Origin of the sequence: Sphingomonas sp. HITSZ_GF (assembly GCF_029543155.1) — a bacterium.
Lineage (GTDB): Bacteria > Pseudomonadota > Alphaproteobacteria > Sphingomonadales > Sphingomonadaceae > Sphingomonas.
On sequence record NZ_JARQXA010000004.1, the window covers coordinates 1 to 20022 of the forward strand.

12 protein-coding genes are annotated in these 20022 nt (G+C 67.5%); 10 read left to right on the forward strand and 2 right to left on the reverse strand.

Annotation, left to right across the window (positions count from 1 at the left end; translation table 11 throughout):
* Positions 1 to 201 precede the first annotated feature (201 nt).
* Positions 202 to 1845, forward strand: coding sequence for an MFS transporter (locus P6144_RS11795; protein WP_277767966.1), 1644 nt, complete (start codon positions 202 to 204; stop codon positions 1843 to 1845).
* Positions 1846 to 1852: 7 nt separating this feature from the next.
* Here the strand turns inward: P6144_RS11795 and P6144_RS11800 are convergent, their stop codons facing one another.
* Both P6144_RS11800 and P6144_RS11805 read right to left on the reverse strand, forming a co-directional pair.
* Positions 1853 to 3202, reverse strand: coding sequence for a sigma-54 dependent transcriptional regulator (locus P6144_RS11800; protein WP_277767967.1), 1350 nt, complete (start codon positions 3200 to 3202; stop codon positions 1853 to 1855).
* Positions 3202 to 4986, reverse strand: a complete 1785-nt coding sequence (locus P6144_RS11805) for an ATP-binding protein (RefSeq protein ID WP_277767968.1) — start codon at positions 4984 to 4986, stop codon at positions 3202 to 3204. Before P6144_RS11805 ends, P6144_RS11800 begins: the two co-directional genes overlap by 1 nt.
* Before the next feature lie 216 nt (positions 4987 to 5202).
* Here P6144_RS11805 and P6144_RS11810 point away from each other — a divergent pair, with 216 nt between their 5' ends.
* The 9 genes from P6144_RS11810 to gltB all read left to right on the forward strand — a co-directional run bounded on the left by P6144_RS11810 (position 5203) and on the right by gltB (position 20010).
* Complete coding sequence (locus tag P6144_RS11810; RefSeq protein WP_277767969.1) at positions 5203 to 6546, forward strand: dicarboxylate/amino acid:cation symporter; 1344 nt, start codon at positions 5203 to 5205, stop codon at positions 6544 to 6546.
* Positions 6543 to 9629, forward strand: a complete 3087-nt coding sequence (locus tag P6144_RS11815; protein WP_277767970.1) for a TonB-dependent receptor — start codon at positions 6543 to 6545, stop codon at positions 9627 to 9629. Before P6144_RS11810 ends, P6144_RS11815 begins: the two co-directional genes overlap by 4 nt.
* Positions 9630 to 9633: 4 nt before the next feature.
* Positions 9634 to 10566, forward strand: a complete 933-nt coding sequence (locus P6144_RS11820; protein ID WP_277767971.1) for an alpha/beta hydrolase — start codon at positions 9634 to 9636, stop codon at positions 10564 to 10566.
* Positions 10567 to 10659: 93 nt separating this feature from the next.
* Positions 10660 to 11580, forward strand: coding sequence for a complex I NDUFA9 subunit family protein (locus P6144_RS11825; RefSeq protein ID WP_277767972.1), 921 nt, complete (start codon positions 10660 to 10662; stop codon positions 11578 to 11580).
* A 41-nt stretch (positions 11581 to 11621) separates the two neighbouring features.
* Complete coding sequence (locus P6144_RS11830) at positions 11622 to 12428, forward strand: undecaprenyl-diphosphate phosphatase (protein ID WP_277767973.1); 807 nt, start codon at positions 11622 to 11624, stop codon at positions 12426 to 12428.
* A gap of 122 nt (positions 12429 to 12550) precedes the next feature.
* Positions 12551 to 13987 (forward strand): NAD(P)-dependent oxidoreductase, encoded by a 1437-nt coding sequence (locus tag P6144_RS11835; RefSeq protein WP_277767974.1) that lies wholly within the window; start codon positions 12551 to 12553, stop codon positions 13985 to 13987.
* A 41-nt stretch (positions 13988 to 14028) separates the two neighbouring features.
* Positions 14029 to 14697 carry a DUF2059 domain-containing protein gene (locus P6144_RS11840; RefSeq protein WP_277767975.1) on the forward strand — a complete coding sequence of 223 codons (669 nt, stop codon included), beginning with the start codon at positions 14029 to 14031 and terminating at the stop codon, positions 14695 to 14697.
* Positions 14697 to 15470, forward strand: a complete 774-nt coding sequence (locus tag P6144_RS11845; RefSeq protein WP_277767976.1) for a DUF2059 domain-containing protein — start codon at positions 14697 to 14699, stop codon at positions 15468 to 15470. The genes P6144_RS11840 and P6144_RS11845 overlap by 1 nt, the downstream gene beginning before the upstream one ends.
* Positions 15471 to 15495: 25 nt before the next feature.
* The gene (gene gltB, locus P6144_RS11850; RefSeq protein ID WP_277767977.1) at positions 15496 to 20010 is read left to right on the forward strand and encodes a glutamate synthase large subunit; all 4515 of its coding nucleotides are present in this window, start codon (positions 15496 to 15498) and stop codon (positions 20008 to 20010) included.
* The last annotated feature ends 12 nt before the right edge of the window (positions 20011 to 20022 follow it).

The following is a 20022-nucleotide window of genomic DNA, read 5'->3' on the forward strand; positions in this document are numbered from 1 at the left end:
GCAGCCCGGTAGCTCGTCAGGCTCATAACCTGAAGGTCGTAGGTTCAAATCCTACTCCCGCAACCAACAACCCCGCAAGCAAACAAGCTCGCGGGGATTTTTAGTGCCTAAAAGCCGCCGGCTGAACCGCGCAAAGCGGGCTGCGGCGCTTTCGCCATCTTGTTTCGGGATCGACTACGGCAGTATCGCATTGGACTGCTGATGACCACCGAACCCAATTCCCCCTTTCGACTGAAACTCTACCGCGCAGTCTGGATCGCCAGCCTGTGTTCCAATTTCGGCAGCCTGATCCAGTCGGTCGGCGCGTCCTGGATGATGGCCGGGCTCGGCGCCTCGGCGCAGATGGTCGCGCTCGTCCAGGCATCGACCAGCCTGCCGATCATGTTGCTCGCGCTCTGGGCGGGCGCGATCGCCGACAATCTCGATCGGCGGCGTGTGCTGCTCGCCGCGCAGAGCTTCATGCTGCTCGTTTCGGCGATCCTTGCCGCCGCCGCATGGTTCGGGCTGGTCACACCCTGGCTGCTGCTCGCCTTCACCTTCCTGATCGGCTGCGGCACCGCGATCAACGGGCCGGCCTGGCAGGCCTCGGTCGGCGACATGGTGCCGCGGCCGCTGCTGCCGAGCGCGGTGGCCTATAACAGCATGGGCTTCAACATCGCGCGCAGCCTCGGCCCTGCGCTGGGTGGCGTAATCGTCGCCGTCGCCGGAGCGGCGGCTGCCTTTCTCGTCAACGCGCTGAGCTATGTCGGCTTGATCGTGGTGCTCAAGCGCTGGCGGCCCGAGCTGCCGCCGCGCAAGCTGCCGCGCGAGCGGCTGGGCGTCGCGATGATGGCGGGCATTCGCTATGTCGGGCTGTCGCCGCAGATCCGCACCGTGCTGGGCCGGGCGACGCTGTTCGGTCTCGCCGCGAGCGCGCTGCAGGCGCTGATGCCGCTGGTCGCGCGCGATCTGATCGGCGGGGGCCCGCTGGTCTATGGTGCGCTGCTCGGCGCCTTCGGCCTGGGCGCGGTCGGCGGGGCGCTGCTCAGTCGCCGGATGCGCCACCTTCTGACGACCGAGGGCATCGTTCGGGCCGCCTCGATCGCCCTTGCCGCGGGCGCGGCTGCGACGGCGACCGGCGCGATGGCGCTGGCCCTGCTCGGGCTCGCGGCCGCGGGCGCGGGCTGGGTGCTTGCGCTCTCTACCTTCAACGTCAGCGTGCAGATGGCTTCGCCGCGCTGGGTCGTCGCGCGCGTGATCGCGCTCTATCAGATGGCGGCCTTTGGCGGCATGGCAGGCGGTAGCTGGCTGTTCGGCGCCGTGGCCAGCCACCACGGCGTTGCAATCGCGCTGCTGGCCGCCGGCCTGCTGCAGCTGCTGAGCGTGGTCGCAGGCTTCCTGCTGCCGCTGCCGGCGATCAGCGATCTAAACCTGGATCCGCGCGATACCTGGATCGAGCCGCGGACCGCGGTGCCGGTCGAGGCTCGCAGCGGCCCGATCGTGATCACGGTGGAGCATCGCATTGCCGAGAACGACATCGCCGCCTTCCTCACCGTGATGCACGAACGTCGCCGCATCCGCCGGCGCGACGGCGCGCGCAACTGGGCGCTCAGCCGCGATTTGGCGGAGGGGGTGTTGTGGGTGGAACGATTCGATTTCGCGACCTGGCTTGATTATGTTCGGCACAATGAGCGGCGTACAAACGCCGATATGGCGAATAGCGAGGCCCTGCACGCGCTGTGGATGCCGGGAACCGAGCCGATGATCCATCGCCGGATCGAGCGCCAGACCAGCTCGCTGCCGATCGCCCGCACGCCCGACCCGCGCGAGCTCGATCCGATGACCGACCCGACCCGATCGAGCTGAGCCCCCTTCAGCGCCGAGAGCGCTTGATCTCGGCGAGATCAATGCCGAGCCGGGCGATCTTGTCGTACAGCGTCTTGCGCGGCACTCCGAGCTGGACCAGCGCGCGCGACACGCGGCCGTCGCTGCGGACCAGCGCCTCACGGATCAGGCTCTCCTCGAACCGCGCCAGCCGGGTCGGCAGATCGAGCCGGCCATCCGCTTCGGGCAGCTCGGCGAAGCTGCGCCCCGCCGTGACCTCGAAGGCAAAGTTCTTCAGCTCGCGGACATTGCCCGGCCAGTCATGGCTGGCGAGCCGCGCGTGCACCGCCGGATCGAGCGCGATCTCGCTCACCCCGAGCTGCTGCTTGGCTTCCTCGACAAAGGCGGCGAACAGCAGGAAGGCATCGCTGCCGCATTCGCGCAGCGCCGGCACGCGCAGCCGCATCGCCGCGAGCCGGTAGTAGAGATCGGCGCGGAAGCGGCCCTCCGCCACCGCCGTCGCCACATCGGCCTTGGCCGTCGCGATGATGCGCAGATCGACCGATTCCGGATATTCGGCCCCGATCGGCTGCACTTCGCGCTCCTCGAGCACGCGCAGCAGCCGCGCCTGCATCGCCAGCGGCATCGAATCGATCTCGTCCAGCAACAGGGTCCCGCCGCTCGACGAGGCGATCCGCCCGACGCGCGAGAGCCGCGTGTGGGGAACGCTGTCCGCCGCATGGCCGAACAGTTCCATCTCGGCGATTCCCTCGGTCAGCGCCGCGCAATTGACCGCGACGAAGGGCCTGCCGCGCCGGCGCCCGCGGCGATGGAGCAGCCGCGCGACCAGCTCCTTGCCGGTACCGGTCTCGCCTTCGACCAGGATGTCGACATCGGTCTCGGCGAGCTGGTCGATCGTCGCGCGAAGCCGCACCATCGGCGGGCTCTCGCCGATCAGCGGGCTCTGCTCCTGCGCCGTCGCCGCGGCGGCGGCGCGCAGACGGCGATTCTCCATCACCAGCGCGCGCCGATCGAGCGCGCGGCGGATCGCGACGAGCAGCCGATCGGCGGCGAAGGGCTTGGCGAGGAAGTCGAACGCGCCGTCATGCAGCGCCGACACTGCCATCGGCACATCGCCATGCCCCGTCACCAGGATCACCGGAATGTCGCTGTCGGTCGCCTGCACCCGGGCGAGCAGCTCAAGTCCGTCCATTCCCGGCATGCGGATGTCGGAGACGATGACGCCGGGGAAATCGGGCGAGAGCCGCGCCAGTGCCGGGGCTGCCCGGTCGAAGGGCAGGACGTCGAGCCCGGCCAGCTCGAGCGTCTGCACCATGGCGAGGCGAAGCTGCTCGTCATCCTCGACGAACATCACGCGGGCATTGTCGGGCGTAAGCATCAGGCCGTCTTCAGCAGGAGATGGAAGGTCGCGCCGCCGCCGGGGCTTGGCGCGTGGAGGATGTCGCCGCCGAACTCGCGGGCGATGTCGCGCGCAATGCCGAGGCCGAGCCCGAGCCCGCCCGATTTGGCGGAGGTGAAGGGGGAGAACAGCGTGTCGGCGATCTCCGGCGCGACGCCGGGGCCATTGTCGATCACCGACAGCCGCGCGACTTCGCCTTCGCGCCACCCCTCGACCAGGATGCGCGGCTCGCCGCCGCCCTGCACCGCATCGAGCGCGTTCTGGAGCAGGTTGATCAGGATCTGCTCGAGCCGGATGCGATCGCCGCGCACGCTGACGGCGCGCAGCCCCCTGGCGACCTTGAGCGTCACCACGCCGCGCGCGCGCTCGCCGAGCAGCAGCAGCGTGCCGTCGAGCACCGCGCCGATCTCGGCGGTGCCTTCCGCCGGGGTCTTGCGCCGGGCAAAGGCGCGGAGCTCGGCGGTGATCGTACCGATCCGCTCGGTGAGCGAGACGATCTGCCTGAGATTGGCGCCGGCCTTGTCGGGGGCGGCGCGTTCGAGAAAAGTCGCGGCATTCTCGGCAAAGGTGCGGATCGCCGCGACCGGCTGGTTGATCTCATGCGCCACGCCGGCGGTGATCTGGCCGAGCGAGCCGAGCCGGCTCGCCTGGGCCAGCTCCTCGCGCGCGGCGCGGTAGCGGCGATCGGCTTCGAGCCGCTCCTCGGATTCGACGATCAGCGCGGCATTGGCTTCGCGCAGCTCCGCCGTGCGGCGCTCGACTTCGGCTTCGAGCCGCGCCTGGTGGTGGCGCTGCAGCCGGCGCTTCTCCGCCGAGCGCAGCGCAAAGCCGGCAAACATGCCGGCGGCGAGCAGGATCGCCAGTGCGATCAGCAGCGCCTGGGTGCGCGCAGCGGCGAGCGGCGGCTCCAGCGGCGCCAGATGGATCAGATGCGCGCCCGCCAGCGGCGCCGGCTCGGCGGCGGCGCGGTAGCGCTGCGCCTTGCCGCCGCTGTCGACGCTCGCCTGCACGCCGTCGATCGCGACCGGCGCGCGCCGGGGCGGGCGCGGGCCGAATTGCAGCGTGCGCCGCGCATCGGCCAGCGTCGCCGCATCGAGCGCGCGTGTCGCCTGGAAGCGCCAGCCCGGGATCGAAGTGACCAGGATCACGCCATGCGCGTCGGTGACGATGGTGATGCCGGGCGCGCGCGCCCAGGCCGCCTCGACATCGTCGAACTCGACCTTCACCACCACCACGCCGAGCGCCTGGCCGCCGCGATCGACCCGGCGCGCGAGATACAGGCCGGGCCGCCCGCTCACCGTGCCCAGCGCGAACAGCTCCGATGCGCCGCGCTCCATCGCGTCGCGGAAATAGGGGCGGAAGCCATAGACCTGGCCGACGAAGCTGGTCGGCAGCCGCCAGTTGCTGGCGGCGACGGTGCGGCCCTGGCGATCGATGACATAGATCACAGCGGCATCGGTGCGATTGGCGAGCAGCTCCAGCGTGGCGTTGAGCCCGCGTTGCGCCGCCGGATCGCCGCCGCGCAGCGCCGGGGCGATCTCGGGATTCTCGCTGAGCACCAGCGGCAGCAGGCGGAACTTCTGCAGCTCCGAATTGAGCAGCCCGACATGCGCGCGTGCCGTCTGCTGCGCAACCGCGTCGGCGGACATGCGTGCCTGGCCCATCGCCCAGCGGCTGCCCGCCCAGGCGAGCAGCAGGATCGCCGCGAGCGTGATCGCGGCGAGGAGCAGGCGCTGGCGGCGAAGAGAGGCGGCGGGGCTCATTTGTGCGGATTATCGCACATTTTGCCGGAGTGCTGGGCGAAAATCCACACGATTTCGCATGGGGCGGCACCGGCTGTTTCGAATGAAATCTCGGTAACTCAAATACTTATCCCGACAAATCCGAAAGGCTGCAGGCGCCCGGCGAGAGGAATAAGGTGCACGCCCAAGGCCCCAATACAAGAGGCTGCGCGCCAACCCGGCGCGACAGAGGAGAGTATGATCATCCAGTCGATCCCCGACGGGCAGCCCATGGCTGCGCGCAAGCCGTTTTACCGGCACCTCTATTTCCAGGTGCTCGTGGCGATCGCGCTGGGCGTGACGATCGGCCATTTCTGGCCGGCCACGGGCGAGGCGCTCAAGCCGCTCGGCGAAGGCTTCATCAAGCTGGTGAAGATGGTGATCGCGCCGGTGATCTTCCTCACCGTGGTCAGCGGCATTGCGGGCATGCGCGAGCTGGGCTCGGTCGGCCGCGTCGCCGCCAAGGCGTTCGGCTATTTCCTGTTCTTCTCGACGCTGGCGCTGATCATCGGCCTGATCGTCGCCAATGTCGTCCAGCCCGGCGCGGGCATGAACATCGATCCGCGTACGCTCGATGCCGGCGCGGTCGCCGGTTATGCGCATCAGGCGCACGAGACGACGGTGGTCGGCTTCCTGATGTCGATCATCCCGACGACGCTGGTATCGGCGCTCACCGAAGGCTCGATCCTGCAGACGCTGTTCGTCGCGGTGCTGTTCGGCATTGCGATGGTGCTGGTCGGCAAGCCCGCCGAGCCGGTGCTCGATTTCGTCGAGCGGCTCGCGCTGATCGTCTTCCGCGTCGTCGGCATCCTGATGCGCGTCGCGCCGATCGGCGCGTTCGGCGCGATGGCCTTCACCATCGGCAAGTACGGCGCGGCCAGCCTGATCAACCTGGGCACGCTGGTCGCCACCTTCTATGCGACCTCGCTCTTCTTCGTGCTGGTGGTGCTGGGCACCGTCGCGCGGCTGCACGGCTTCTCGATCCTGCGCCTGCTTGCCTATCTGAAGGCGGAGCTGCTGCTGGTGCTCGGTACGTCCTCGTCCGAAGCGGCGCTACCCAGCCTGATCGCCAAGCTGGAAGGTGCCGGCTGCGAAAAGGGCGTGGTCGGCCTGGTCGTGCCGACCGGCTATTCGTTCAATCTCGACGGCACCAACATCTACATGACGCTGGCGGCGCTGTTCATCGCGCAGGCATGCGGCGTGCATCTGAGCTGGGGCGAGCAGATCCTGCTCGTCCTCGTCTCGATGCTCAGCTCCAAGGGCGCGGCGGGCGTGACCGGCGCCGGCTTCATCACGCTGGCGGCGACGCTGTCGATCGTGCCGAGCGTGCCGGTGGCGGGGATGACGCTGATCCTGGGCGTCGATCGCTTCATGAGCGAGTGCCGCAGCCTTACCAATTTCGTCGGCAACGCGGTGGCGGCGATCGTCGTCGCGCGCTGGGAAAACAAGCTCGATCGCGCCGCGCTGGATGCCGCGCTGAACGGGCGCGCAATCGCAAGATCACAAGACCTAGAACAAATGGAACAGGGAGAGAGGGCATGAAGAAGGGATATCGGCGGATCGCCTTGAGTGCGGGCAGCGCGCTGGGCGTGCTGATGCTCGCACAGGCGGCGCAGGCGCAGGAAGCGGCGGCTCCGGCCCCGCAGGAAGTTCCGGCCGCGCCGGAAGCGACCGAGAAGACCGACGAGATCGTCGTGGTCGGCACCCAGATCCGCGGTGCCAGCACCACGGCAGCCCTCCCCGTTTCGGTGATCGACGCCAACCAGATCGATGCGTCCGGCGCGCTTTCGGGCGACGAGCTGTTCCGCTCGATCCCCCAGGCGGGCGACGTGACCTTCAACGAAGCGAACAACCCGCAGACCAGCAATGCGGCGCGCGGCGACGTCAATTCGATCAACCTGCGCAACCTGGGCGTGGGCAACACGCTGGTGCTGCTCAACGGCCGCCGTCTGGTCAACCACCCGACCAGCCAGGCCGGCGACGGCAACGTGCCGGTGCTCGGCTACAACGCCAATTCGCTGCCGGTCGCCGGTATCCAGAGGCTCGAGATCCTGCGCGACGGCGCTGCCGCCATCTATGGCTCGGATGCGGTCGCCGGCGTGGTCAATACCGTCACCAAGACCGATATCGACGGCGGCTCGCTCGATTTCCGCTATGGCGGGGCCGAAGGCACGCATCGCCGCGAGTTCCAGGTGACGGGCACGGTGGGCGACGACTTCGCCGATGGCCGCGGCAACGTGTCGCTGTACCTCGACTATACCCACCGCACCGCGCAGCTGGCCGAGGACCAGCCCTATACGGCGACGGACAATCTCATGTCCTTCTTCGCCGACGACCCTGCCTATGCCGGCAATTTGACTGCGGACGGGCGCGCCACCCAGTCGCCCTGGGCGAACCTTGCGGTGGTGAACGGTCCCGGCACGATCCGCCGCAGCCCGGGCAACCAGGCGCTGACCTCGTCGGCGGGCGCCTTCCACACCCAGTCGATCGGCAATGCCGGCTGTCTGGTCACGCTCAACGCCGATACCTGCCTGGGCAGCGGCACCCGCGCCACGGCGTCGACGCTGCGCTCCGAGCGCTTCGACACGCGCGCGGGAACCACGGTTTCGCCGAGCATCGATCGCTACAACAGCTTCGCCAGCGCGCATTACGACATCTCGGACAAGCTGACCGTCTATGGCGAGGCCGGCTTCTATTATGCAGAGACCACGCGCATCCAGCCGCCGACGATCAATCTCAATTCGATCGTGATCCCGGCCTCCAACTATTGGAACCCGTTCGGCGCGACGACGATCAACGGCGTCGCCAACCCCAACCGCATCCCCAACCTCACCAACGTGCCCGCCTCCGGCCTGGCGGTGCGCCTTTCCACCTATCGCTTCGTCGATGCCGGCAACCAGACGGTGAACGTCACCAACTGGCAGTCGCGCTTCCTGGGCGGGCTGAAGGGCGAGATCGGCACCTTCGATTTCGACAGCGCGATCCTCTATTCCGAGGCGCAGGCGACCGACGTCTCCAACGCCATCAACATGACCAAGCTGCAGCAGAACCTCGCGCTGTCGACGCCCGAGGCGTACAATCCGTTCAGCGGCGGCTGCAACGCGACGCCGAGCCTGGGCGACTGCTCGCCGGCATCGGCGACCACGATCGATTCGTTCCAGTTCGATCTGAAGCGCCGTTCGAAGACCACGCTCGCGCTCGCCGATTTCAAGATGTCGAACGCACGGCTGCTCGCGCTGCCGGGCGGCAATCTCGGTATCGCCTTCGGCGTCGAGGCGCGGCGCGAGACGCAGCGCGACGACCGCGATCCCAATCTCAACGGCGAGATCGGCTTTGTCGACATGGTGACCGGCGAGACCAACTTGTCGAACGTCGCCGCGGTCAGCCCGACGCCGAGCACCAAGGGTGCACGCACCGTCTTCTCGGCCTTTGCCGAGCTCGCCGTGCCGGTGGTCTCGCCCGACATGCACATCCCGCTGGTCCATCGCCTCGATGTCCAGCTGGCCGGACGCTACGAGCATTACAGCGACTTCGGATCGGTGGCGAAGCCCAAGGTTGCGGCAGCCTGGGACCTGATCGACGGCATCCGCATCCGCGGCTCCTGGTCGCAGGGCTTCCGCGCGCCGAACCTCGAACAGACCAACACGGTCGCCTATTCGCGCCTCAACTCGAACACCGATTATTATCGCTGTGAGGCCGATCTGCGCGCCGGGCGCATCGCCAGCTATGGTGCCTGCTCGCGCGGCATCAGCTATGCGATCTTCGTCAGCGGCAATCCGGACCTGAAGCCGGAGAGCAGCACCAGCTGGACGCTGGGCACAGTGCTCCAGCCCAAGTTCATCCCCGAAAAGGCCGGGCGACTGACGCTCACCGCCGATTTCTGGTCGATCAAGCAGACCGGCATCGTCGGCCAGTTCGGCGCGCAGAACGCGCTGGTGCTCGATTATCTGCTGCGCCTGCAGGGCTCGAGCAACCCCAACGTGATCCGTGCCGCGGCGACCGCGGACGATACCCCGGTCTTCGCCGGCACCGGCCTGGCGACGGCGGGCGCGGTCACGCGGATCAACGACCAGTTCGTCAACCTGCTGCCGCAGACGGTGCAGGGCATCGATCTGGCGCTGCTCTACAATGTCCGCACTAGCATCGGTAAGTTCGACCTCGCGCTGAACGGCGCGCGGCTGACCAAGTTCTCGCGCGACACGCCGCCGGCGGTGCAGGCGCTGTTCGATGCGCGCGCGGCCGGGCAGATCAACGCTGCGACCCCGCTCACCGATGCGAGCGACCTGATCGAGGACCGCGGCAAGCCCAAGTGGCGCGTCACCGGCTCGCTGACCTGGTCCAAGAGCGGCTGGCAGGTCGGCGCCTTCGCCAACTATATCGGCACCGTCTATGACACCAATTTCCTCGACGCGAACGGCAACCCGTACAAGCTCGAGGGCCAGGTGACCTTCAACCTCTACACCCAGTATCGCTTCAAGGGCGGTATCCTCGATGACACGCGTATCCGCATCGGCGCGCGCAACATCTTCGACAAGCAGCCCCCGATCACCGCCGACGGCTATCTGGGCTCGCTCTACAGCCCCTATGGCCGCTATCTCTACATGACGATCGGCAAGAGGTTCTGATCTGATGATGCGTCGTTTCTTCCTCTTCTCCCTCCTGGCCGCGCTTTTCAGCGCGGCCAGTCCTGTTTTCGCCCAGGACGGGCTCGGCAAGCCGGAAGTCTATGCGGTGTGGCCAGGCAAGCCGCCCGGCTTCGGCAAGCCGCAGGGGCCGGAGAAGGTCGGCAACGAAGGCGGGCAGACCGGCTCCTGGTCGAACATCTCGGAGCCGCGCTACGAAGTCTATCGGCCGAAACATCCCAATGGCGCGGCCGCGCTGATCCTGGGTGGCGGCGGCTATTTCCGCATCCAGATCGGCTCGGCCAAGGACGTCGCGGCCAAGCTGGCGGCGGCCGGCATCACGCCGGTGATCCTCTATTACCGCCTGCCCGGCGACGGCTGGAACGCCGATGCGCCTTTCCAGGACGCGCAACGCACGCTGCGCCTGCTGAAAGCCGGCGCCAAGCGCTGGAACCTCGATGCGGGCCGTATCGGCGTGGTCGGCATGTCCGCCGGCGGGCACCTCGCCGGCATGATGGCGACACGCGGCGCGCATGATTTCTATCCCCCGGCGGACGAGGCGGACAAGCAGAACGCCGTCCCGGCCTTTGCCGCGATGATCTATCCGGTCGTCTCGATGCGCCCGCCGATCGACACCACCCAGACGCGCAAGAAGCTTTCGGTCCTTCCCGACTATCGCGACTTCTATTCGGTGGAAGCACAGGTCGACGCCGCTACGCCGCCGGTCTTCCTCGCCCATGCCGCCGACGATCCGATCGCCAATGTCGAGCATTCGCTGCGCATGTTCGCGGCGATGCGCGCAGCCGGGCGGCCGGTGGAGATGCACGTCTTCGAAAAGGGCGGCCACAGCTGGGGGGCGGGCAAACCCGGCAGCCTGGTCGGCCAATGGCCCGATCTCTTCCTCGCCTGGCTGCGCAGCCACCAGATCCTGGCCAACTAGCCCGGCACGGCCATCCGCGCTTGCCTCCCCGCGCGCCGCGCGGCATGGGAGAAGGCTCGGCCGGCAGGCAGGTTCAGTACCGGGATCAAGGGCATGAAGGACAAACTCATCGTGTTGATTGGCGGCGGCGGTTTCGTCGGCCGCTATGTCGCCCAGGAGCTGCTCGCAGCCGGCGCCCGCGTGCGGATCGCCCAGCGCCGCCCGCGCGATGCCTGGTTCCTCAAGCCGCTCGGCAATCTCGGCCAGACCCAGTTCGTCGCCGCCGACGTAACCCAGCCCGAGACGATCGCCGCGGCGGTTGCCGGTGCCGATGCGGTGGTCAACCTGGTCGGCGTGCTCAAGGGCAATTTCGACGGCGTCAACGCCGAAGGCGCTCGCACCGTCGCCGCAGCTGCCAAGGCGGCCGGTGTCGAGTCGCTCGTTCATTTCTCCGCACTCGGCGCCGAGCGCGAGTCCGCTTCGGCCTATGGCCGTTCAAAGGCGGCAGGCGAGGCAGCGGTGCGCGGCACCTTCCCGTCCGCGACCATCCTGCGCCCGTCCTTCATCTTCGGGCGCGAAGACCAGTTCACCAATCGCTTCGCCGCGCTGGTCGGCTCGGGCCCGGTCGTGCCGGTGCTGCGCGCCGATGTGCGCTTCCAGCCGGTCTATGTCGTCGATGTCGCCAAGGCAGTTGTCGCCGCGCTCGCCGATCCTGACGCGCATGGCGGCAAGACCTATGCGCTGGCCGGCCCGGACACACTGACCATGGCCGGGCTGTTCCAGTGGCTCGCCAAGGCCACCGGCCACAAGCCTGCCTTCACCGAGCTGCCCGATCCGATCGGCGCGCTGATCGCGGCGCTGCCGGGCACGCCGATCACGCGCGATCAGTGGCGGATGCTCCAGGCCGACAATGTCGCGGGCGATGCGCCCGGCCTCGCCGCGCTCGGCATCACGCCGACGCCGCTGGCGAGCGCCGCGCCCGCCTGGCTGGTGCGCTATCGCCGCCACGGCCGCTTCGGCAAGCTCGCCGCCTGACCGCCTTTTCGCGCCATCGGCGCATCGGAGCCTAGCCCAGCATGAGCGAAACCCTGGTCGCGATCCTCCTCGGCATTGTCGAGGGGATCACCGAATTCCTGCCCGTCTCATCGACCGGCCACCTGATCCTCGCTTCCGAGCTGATGGGCTATGATTCCGCAACCTGGGGGATGTTCAACGTCGTCATCCAGCTCGGCGCGATCCTGGCGGTCGTGGTGCTCTACTGGCGGACCTTCTGGGCGGTTGCAGAGGGGCTGATCAAGCTGAACCCGGTCTCGATCCGCTTCGTGCGCAACCTGCTGATCGCCTTCATCCCGGCGGCGGTGATTGGCCTGGCGCTGCACAAGCATATCGAGGCGCTGCTCGGCGAGCCGATGGTGGTCGCCTGGGCGCTGGTGATCGGCGGCATTGCCATCCTGGTAATCGAACGGCTGGTGAAGAATGCGACGATCCACGGCATTGCCGAGATCCCGCTGGTGCGCACGATCGGCATCGGCTTCATCCAGTGCATCGCGATGATCCCGGGCGTCAGCCGATCGGGCGCGACGATCATGGGTGCGCTCAGCCTGGGCGTCGAGCGGCGCACCGCCGCCGAGTTCAGCTTCTTCCTCGCTATCCCGACGATGCTCGGCGCGACGGTGCTCGAACTCGCGAAGAACCATGATGCGATCGCCTCGGGCCGAGTGGGCTGGGACGAGATCGGCATCGGCTTCGTCACGGCGTTCATCGTCGCGGTGTTTGTGATCAAATGGTTCGTCGGCATCGTCTCCAAGCACGGATTCGCACCGTTCGCCTGGTACCGAATCGTTGCCGGCCTCGGCGCAATCATCTGGCTTTCGATGCGGTAGGTCCGGATCGGCCGCAAATGCGCGTAATAATCTTTCAATTTTGCGCGATTTAAGCCGGAAAACACTATAAAGGTCAGTGTTGCTGCCTTTTATTGACTGGCTTGCGGGGTTAGGCGCCCGGCATGGCGGAAACGATGCTCAAATTCGTGGGAACGGCGCAGGCTTATCCGGGCAAGCGTGAGGCAGAGCTGCGTGCGGAAGATTTCCGCGAGATCGCGGATCGCTATGCGGTGCCGACGGCCGAGGAACAGGCGAGCCGCTGCTCGCAGTGCGGCGTCCCCTATTGCTCGGTGCACTGCCCGCTTCACAACCATATTCCGGACTGGCTGCGCCTGACCGCCGAAGGGCGGCTGCGCGAAGCTTATCAGCTGTCGAACAGCACCTCGACCATGCCCGAGATCTGCGGCCGCATCTGCCCGCAGGACCGGCTGTGCGAGGGCAATTGCGTCATCGAATTCTCGGGTCACGGCGCCGTCACCATCGGCTCGGTCGAGAAGTTCATCACCGATACCGCATGGGAAGAGGGCTGGGTCGAGCCGGTAGCGGTCGGCCCGGCGCGCGGCCAGTCGGTGGGCATCATCGGTGCCGGGCCGGCCGGCCTCGCCGCCGCCGAATATCTGCGCGGCTATGGCTATGACGTGCATGTCTATGACCGGCACGATCGTGCCGGCGGCCTGCTCACCTACGGCATCCCGGGCTTCAAGCTCGAGAAGCAGATCGTCATGCGCCGCATCGCGCGACTCGAGGAAGGCGGCATCGTCTTCCACCAGGGCTTCGAAGTCGGCCGCGAGGCGAGCCTCGATGATCTGCGCAAGCGCCACACATCGATCCTGATCTCGACCGGGGTTTACAAGGCACGCGGCATCCAGGCGCCCGGCGTCGGTGCACAGGGCGTGGTCGAAGCGCTCGACTATCTCACCGCGTCGAACCGCAAGGGCTTTGGCGATGCGGTGCCGGCGTTCGACGACGGCAGCCTCGATGCCAGTGGCAAGCATGTCGTGGTGATCGGCGGCGGCGACACCGCGATGGACTGCGTGCGCACCGCGGTGCGCCAGGGTGCCGCTTCGGTGAAGTGCCTCTATCGCCGCGACCGCGCCAACATGCCGGGCTCGCAGCGCGAGACCGCCAATGCCGAAGAGGAAGGCGTCGAGTTCGTCTGGCTGTCGGCGCCGGAGGCCTTCGACGGCGGCGACAAGGTCACCGGCGTGCGCGCCACGCGCATGCGGCTGGGCGCCCCCGATGCGAGCGGGCGCCGCGCCCCCGAGCTCGATCCCGGTGGCGCTTTCCAGCTCCAGGCCGATCTCGTGATCAAGGCACTCGGCTTCGAGCCCGAGGACCTGCCCCGCCTGTTCGGCGCCGCCGAGCTTGGCGTCACCCGCTGGGGCACGCTGCGCACCGACGGCCGCACGATGATGACCAGCCTCGACGGCGTTTTCGCGGCGGGCGATATTGTCCGCGGCGCGAGTCTGGTGGTCTGGGCGATTCGCGACGGCCGCGACGTGGCGGCGAACATGCATGCCTGGATGCGCGCCCGCGCCGATGCGGCTCGGGCTGCTTGAGAAGGTTGTCGATCCCGATGAAGCCGTTCCTGACTGCCCTGATGCTGAGTGCCGCAGCGCTGGCGCCGGCCGTGGCACATGCCGCCGCGCCGGTCGCAGCGCCCATGCCCGACGCCAATATCGACAAGCTCGTCGCGCTGATGGCGCCCGAGGATGCGATCAGCCGCCTGGCCGGCAAGGCCTTTGATGCCGGCATGGACCAGCAGCTCGCGGCCGACTCCCAGATGAAGGCGAATTTCGACGCCAATCCGGGTCTGCGCGAGCAGGTGGGCGGTCAGCTGCGCAGCCAGTTCACTGCGATCCTGATCGCGGCGCTGCCTTCGCTGCGTACCCAGCTCGGCGGCATCCTCCAGCAGGAGATGACCGCGGCGGAGATCGTCGACACGCTCACCTTCTTCAACAGCCCTACCGGCCAGAAGGTGCGCACAGAAGTCTATGAGACGATGGGCAGCGCGCCGGGCCAGTCTCCGCAAGAGGTCCAGCAGGCGGCGATCGCCTCGGTGATGGCGAAGATGACGGCGGAGGACTATCCGGCGCTGATGGCGTTCGGCGCTAGCCCGGCCGCGCAGAAGATGGGCACGCTCAACCCGAAGATCTCTGCCGCCAGCAAGGCCTGGGCCGAGAAGCTGGTCGCCGAGAACCGCGACAAGATGAAGGCGATGGCCGTGAAGCTGACTGCCGACTATCTCGCACGGAAAGGCACCAAGTGATGCGCCGCCAACTCGTTGCAGCGACGGCGCTGCTCTTCGCCGGGATCGGCGCTGCGCATGCGCAAAGCGATGCCAAGGCTCCGCCCCCGGTGGTGGTGATACCGAGCGCGCCCGTGAAACCAGTCGCTGCACCGGCCGATCCGGCCCGGCTGGCGGTAGCGCAGCGCGTCGTCTTCAAGCTGGTGCCCGAGGGCGTTTACAAGAAGATGTTCGCGACGGTCTTCGGCGAGATGACCGACCAGATCTTCGGCCAGGTCGGCGAGATGCCCGTCGGCGAGGTCGCCAAGCTGGGCGGACTCAGCCAGGCCGAGGCCAAGGCACTCGGGGATGTGAAGCTCCGCGAGATCATGGAGATCTATGATCCGGCCTGGCGCGAGCGCCAGAAGCGGATGATGCAGGCATTCGGCACCGGCATGGGCGACGTGATGGTCAAGGTGGAGCCGATCGTCCGCAAGGCGCTGGCCCAGGCCTATGCCCGCGAGTTCACGGTCGAGGAGCTCACCGACCTCGATCGCTATTTCGCTACGCCGGCAGGCGCGCATTATGCCGCCCAGTCGCTGGCGATCGCCATGGGTCCCGAAATGACCAAGGCGATGACCGAGATGATGCCGGAGATGATGTCTGCCATGCCCGTGCTGATGCAGCGCGCGGAGGAAGCCACGGCGGACCTGCCGCCGGTGCGCAAGATGGACGACCTCTCCCCCCTCGAACGCAAGAAGCTCGCCGACCTGCTCGGCGTCGATCCCGAAAAGCTCGAAGACGACGCGTCTTGAGCGACCGGACCTGGAGTAAGTGAGAATGAAGCTGGACGAACGCGAACGGATGGCCCGCGAGGGCATGTACCGTCCCGAGTTCGAGGGGGACGCCTGCGGTGTCGGCATGGTTGCCGCGACCGATGGCCAGCCCTCGCGCCGCGTCGTTCAGTCGGCGATCGACGCGCTGAAGGCGGTGTGGCACCGCGGCGCCGTGGATGCCGACGGCAAGACCGGTGACGGTGCCGGGCTGCATGTCGACCTGCCTGTGCGCTTCTTCGACGATGCCATCTCCGCAGGCGGCCACCGCGTCCTGCCCAACCGGCTGGCCGTGGGCATGGTCTTCCTGCCGCGCACCGATCTGGGCGCGCAGGAGGCCTGCCGCACGATCGTCGAGAGCGAGATCATCGAGGCGGGCTACACCATCTATGGCTGGCGCCAGGTGCCGGTCGACGTGTCGGTGATCGGCATGAAGGCGCAGGCGACGCGCCCCGAGATCGAGCAGATCATGATCGCAGGTCCGCATCCGGATGCGATGGATGCCGCCGAGTTCGAAAAGGAGCTCTATCTGGTCCGTCGTCGGATCGAGAAAGCCGTGATCGCCGCGCAGATCAACGGCTTCTACATCTGCTCGCTATCGACCCGCTCGATCATCTACAAGGGGCTGTTCCTCGCGGAATCGCTGTCGGACTTCTATCCGGATCTGAGGGACGAGCGCTTCACCAGCCGTGTGGCGATCTTCCACCAGCGCTATTCGACCAACACCTTCCCGCAATGGTGGCTAGCGCAGCCGTTCCGCTGCCTGGCGCATAATGGCGAGATCAACACGATCCGCGGCAACAAGAACTGGATGCGCAGCCACGAGATCAAGATGGCGAGCATCGCGTTCGGCGAGCGCTCGGAAGACATCAAGCCGGTGATCCCGGCGGGCGCATCGGACACCGCCGCGCTCGACGCAGTGTTCGAGGCGATCTGCCGCTCGGGCCGCGACGCGCCGACGGCCAAGCTGATGCTGGTGCCTGAGGCCTGGCAGGACAGCGACGAGATCCCGCAGTCGCATACCGACATGTACAAGTATCTCGCCTCGGTGATGGAGCCGTGGGACGGCCCGGCCGCGCTGGCGATGACCGATGGCCGCTGGGCCGTAGCGGGCGTCGATCGCAACGCGCTGCGCCCGCTGCGCTATACCCAGACTTCCGATGGCCTTCTCATTGTCGGTTCCGAGACCGGCATGGTCCAGATTCCCGAATCGACCGTGGTCGCCAAGGGCCGGATGGGCCCGGGCCAGATGATCGCGGTCGATCTCGATCGCGGCGTGCTGCTCTGCGACCGCGAGATCAAGGACCAGGTTGCCGGCGAGCATGACTATGCCGGGATGATCGGCGAGTTCATGACCGTTGCAGACCTGCCCGAGACGGACGCGGTGGCGCTGCGCTTCGATCGCGCCGAACTGACCCGCCGCCAGGTCGCGGCCGGCCAGACGCTCGAGGACATGGAACTGATCCTCGCCCCCATGGTCGAGACTGCCAAGGAAGCGGTCGGCTCGATGGGCGACGACACCCCGCTCGCGGTGATCTCGGACAAGCCGCGGCTGATCAGCCAGTTCTTCCGCCAGAATTTCTCGCAGGTCACCAACCCGCCGATCGACAGCCTGCGCGAGCGCCAGGTGATGACGCTCAAGACGCGCTTCGGGAACCTCGCCAACATCCTCGATACCGAGGGCGGCGCGTCGCGCGTGCTAGTGCTCGACAGCCCGGTGCTGACCAACGGCGACTGGGATCGGCTGCGCGCGCATTTCCGCAGCCAGTCCGCCGAGATCGACTGCACCTTCCCGGCCAGCGGCTCGGCGGAGGATCTGCGCGAGGCGATCAAGCGCATCCGCTACGAGGCGGAGCAGGCGGTCCGCGCCGGCTGCACCGAGCTGTTCCTCACCGACGAGCATGTCTCGGCCGAACGCGCCGCAATCGCCGGCGTGCTGGCGGCGGCGGCGGTGCATACGCATCTCGTCCGCCGGGGGCTGCGCTCCTATGCGTCGGTCAATATCCGGTCGGCGGAATGCCTGGACACGCACTATTACGCGGTGCTGATCGGCGTCGGCGCGACCACGGTGAACGCCTATCTGACCGAGGCGGCGATCGCCGATCGCCATGGCCGCGGCCTGTTCGGCGAGATCGGCCTGGAAGAATGCCTCAAGCGCCACCGCAAGGCGATCGACGAGGGGCTGCTGAAGATCATGTCGAAGATGGGGATCGCGGTGATCTCCTCCTATCGCGGCGGCTATAATTTCGAGGCGGTCGGCCTGTCGCGCGCGCTGGTCAACGACCTGTTCCCCGGCATGCCCGCCAAGATCTCGGGGGAAGGCTATGCCTCGCTCCACCTCTCGGCGATGATGCGTCATCAGGCGGCCTATGACCGCGGCGTCGCGACCTTGCCGATCGGCGGCTTCTATCGCCAGCGCCATGGCGGCGAGACCCATGCCTATTCGGCGCAGCTGATGCACCTGCTGCAGACGGCGGTGTCGACCGACAGCTACTCGTCCTACATGGCCTTCTCGCGCGGCGTGCGCGATCTGCCGCCGGTCTATCTGCGCGACCTGCTCGAATTCAATTTCCCCGACCAGGGCATCCAGATCGACCAGGTCGAGGCGATCACCGAGATCCGCAAGCGTTTCGTCACGCCGGGCATGTCGCTCGGCGCGCTCAGCCCCGAGGCGCACGAGACGCTGGCGATCGCAATGAACCGCATCGGCGCCAAGGCGGTGTCGGGCGAAGGCGGCGAGGACAAGGCGCGTTACACGCCGTACGAGAATGGCGACAATGCCAACTCGACGATCAAGCAGATCGCATCGGGCCGGTTCGGCGTTACCGCCGAATATCTCAACGCCTGCGACGAGATCGAGATCAAGGTCGCGCAGGGCGCCAAGCCCGGCGAGGGTGGCCAGCTGCCCGGCTTCAAGGTCACCGAGTTCATCGCCAAGCTGCGCCATGCGACGCCGGGCGTGACGCTGATCTCGCCGCCGCCGCACCACGACATCTATTCGATCGAGGACCTGGCGCAGCTCATCTACGATCTGAAGATGATCAACCCGCGTGCCCGCGTCTGCGTCAAGCTGGTCAGCTCGGCCGGCATCGGCACGGTTGCCGCGGGTGTGGCCAAGGCGCATGCCGACGTCATCCTAGTCGCCGGCCATGTCGGCGGCACCGGCGCCTCGCCGCAGACTTCGGTGAAGTACGCCGGCACGCCCTGGGAAATGGGCCTGACCGAGGTCAACCAGACGCTGACGCTCAACGGCCTGCGCGGCCGCGTGAAGCTGCGCACCGATGGCGGCCTCAAGACCGGGCGCGACATCGTCGTCGCCGCGATCCTCGGCGCCGAGGAATTCGGCATCGGTACGCTGTCGCTGGTCGCGATGGGCTGCATCATGGTCCGCCAGTGCCACTCGAACACCTGCCCGGTGGGCGTCTGCACCCAGGACGAGAAGCTGCGCGCCAAGTTCGTCGGCACGCCGGAGAAGGTCATCAACCTGATGACCTTCATCGCCGAGGAAGTTCGCGAGATTCTGGCGCGATTGGGCTTCAAGAGCCTCGACGAAGTGATCGGTCGCACCGAGCTGCTCCGCCAGGTCAGCCGCGGCGCCGAGCATCTCGACGATCTCGATCTCAACCCGATCCTCGCCAAGGTCGACGCCGACGATGCCGAGCGTCGCTTCAGCCTGTCGACCTTCCGCAACGAAGTGCCCGACAGCCTCGACGCGCAGATGATCAAGGACGCCGCCCCGGTCTTCGCGCGCGGCGAGAAGATGCAGCTGACGTACAATGTCCGGAACACCCACCGCGCGGTGGGCACGCGGCTGTCGAGCGAGGTGACGCGCAAGTTCGGCATGTCGTCGCTCAACGACGGGCATGTCCATGTCCGCCTGCGCGGTTCGGCCGGCCAGTCGCTCGGCGCCTTCCTGTGCAAGGGCATCACGCTCGAAGTGTTCGGCGACAGCAACGACTATGTCGGCAAGGGCCTGTCGGGGGGCACCATCGTGGTGCGTCCGCTGGTCAGCTCGCCGGTCGAGAGCTGGAAGAACACGATCATCGGCAACACCGTGCTGTACGGCGCGACCAGCGGCAAGCTGTTCGCCGCCGGCCAGGCGGGCGAGCGCTTCGCGGTGCGCAACTCGGGTGCCGAAGTGGTGGTCGAGGGCTGCGGCGCCAATGGCTGCGAGTACATGACCGGCGGCACCGCGGTGCTGCTCGGCCAGGTCGGCATGAACTTCGGCGCCGGCATGACCGGCGGCATGGCCTTCGTCTATGACGAGGACGCCAGCTTCTCGGCCAAGGCCAATCCGGAGAGTATCGTCTGGCAGCGCCTGTCCTCGGCGCATTGGGAAGCCAAGCTGCGCGGGATGGTCGAGGCGCATGTCGCCGCGACTGACAGCAAATGGGCGGCCGGCCTGCTCGAGGACTGGGACCGCGCGCTGGGCAGCTTCTGGCAGGTGGTGCCGAAGGAAATGCTGACCCGCCTGCCGATGCCGCTCAACGACGATGCCGCGGAAGCCGTCGCGGCTGAATAGCCTAGAATCCTC

Bases quoted from the DNA above. Each gene is read 5' to 3' on its own strand.
- P6144_RS11830 (WP_277767973.1), top strand. From the start codon at position 11,622: ATGAGCGAAACCCTGGTCGCGATCCTCCTCGGCATTGTCGAGGGGATC.
- P6144_RS11840 (WP_277767975.1), top strand. From the start codon at position 14,029: ATGCTGAGTGCCGCAGCGCTGGCGCCGGCCGTGGCACATGCCGCCGCG.
- P6144_RS11825 (WP_277767972.1), top strand. From the start codon at position 10,660: ATGAAGGACAAACTCATCGTGTTGATTGGCGGCGGCGGTTTCGTCGGC.
- P6144_RS11795 (WP_277767966.1), top strand. From the start codon at position 202: ATGACCACCGAACCCAATTCCCCCTTTCGACTGAAACTCTACCGCGCA.
- P6144_RS11805 (WP_277767968.1), bottom strand. From the start codon at position 4,986: ATGAGCCCCGCCGCCTCTCTTCGCCGCCAGCGCCTGCTCCTCGCCGCG.
- gltB (WP_277767977.1), top strand. From the start codon at position 15,496: ATGAAGCTGGACGAACGCGAACGGATGGCCCGCGAGGGCATGTACCGT.
- P6144_RS11800 (WP_277767967.1), bottom strand. From the start codon at position 3,202: ATGCTTACGCCCGACAATGCCCGCGTGATGTTCGTCGAGGATGACGAG.
- P6144_RS11820 (WP_277767971.1), top strand. From the start codon at position 9,634: ATGATGCGTCGTTTCTTCCTCTTCTCCCTCCTGGCCGCGCTTTTCAGC.
- P6144_RS11845 (WP_277767976.1), top strand. From the start codon at position 14,697: ATGCGCCGCCAACTCGTTGCAGCGACGGCGCTGCTCTTCGCCGGGATC.
- P6144_RS11810 (WP_277767969.1), top strand. From the start codon at position 5,203: ATGATCATCCAGTCGATCCCCGACGGGCAGCCCATGGCTGCGCGCAAG.
- P6144_RS11835 (WP_277767974.1), top strand. From the start codon at position 12,551: ATGGCGGAAACGATGCTCAAATTCGTGGGAACGGCGCAGGCTTATCCG.
- P6144_RS11815 (WP_277767970.1), top strand. From the start codon at position 6,543: ATGAAGAAGGGATATCGGCGGATCGCCTTGAGTGCGGGCAGCGCGCTG.